Origin of the sequence: Sandarakinorhabdus rubra (assembly GCF_010994245.1) — a bacterium.
GTDB classification, from domain to species: domain Bacteria; phylum Pseudomonadota; class Alphaproteobacteria; order Sphingomonadales; family Sphingomonadaceae; genus Sandarakinorhabdus; species Sandarakinorhabdus rubra.
Genome location: NZ_WMHO01000446.1, coordinates 1 through 670, shown reverse-complemented (window position 1 = coordinate 670; position 670 = coordinate 1). Strand labels below are relative to the sequence as shown.

Annotated in this window: 2 protein-coding genes; one reads left to right on the top strand and one right to left on the bottom strand. The window is 73.4% G+C overall.

Features of this window, described 5'->3' with window-relative positions; translation table 11 throughout:
• A partial coding sequence (gene fliD, locus GJV64_RS15190; protein ID WP_164158361.1) for a flagellar filament capping protein FliD occupies positions 1-432 on the top strand: 432 nt, incomplete at its 5' end.
• Between the two features lie 6 nt (positions 433-438).
• Here the strand turns inward: fliD and GJV64_RS15185 are convergent.
• A partial coding sequence (locus GJV64_RS15185; RefSeq protein WP_328799213.1) for a helix-turn-helix domain-containing protein occupies positions 439-670 on the bottom strand: 232 nt, incomplete at its 5' end.

Below are 670 nucleotides of genomic sequence, written 5' to 3'. Positions count from 1 at the left end.
GATCAGCGCATCGCCCGGCTGGTGCGCGCCGAGGTGGGAGAGGCGAACGGGCTGACCCTCGCTGATCTGGGCGTCGGCATCGCGCGGGACGGCAGCATCACCGTGGACAGCGCCCGGCTGGCTGCCCTGCCGCCGACGCGCCTTGCCGATGCCGAAGCGCTGCTGCGCGAACTGTCAGGCGCGGCCAGCCCGACCCGGCCCAACCGATTGGCCAGCATCGCCCAGTTGGCGTTGACGGCGAACGAGGGACTGACCCGCCAGCAGGCGCGGGCCAACCGCGATCTGGAGCGGGTCGAGGAACAGGCCGCCGCGCGGCAGGCGCTGCTTACCCGCCAGTTTGCGGCGATGGAGCGCAGCGTCGGCCTGTCCCGCGCGGCGCAGACCCAGATCGACCAGCTGGTGGCGCTGTGGACGGCTGACCGGGATCGTTGAGGCGCCTCAGGCGGCGCGCGGCTGCATTTCCAGACGGCGCATCTTCTCGATCAGCGTGGTGCGCTGCAGCCCGAGCAGGCGGGCGGTGCGGGCGATGGTGCCGCCCGACAGGGTGAGCGCCTCCCGGATATACGCCTGCTCCAGATCGGCCAGCAGCTGCTTGAGGTTGACGCCGTCGGGCCCCAGAGCCGGCTCCATGGGCCGCGCCGCCGCCTGGGCCGGCGGAGGCGCCGGGCTG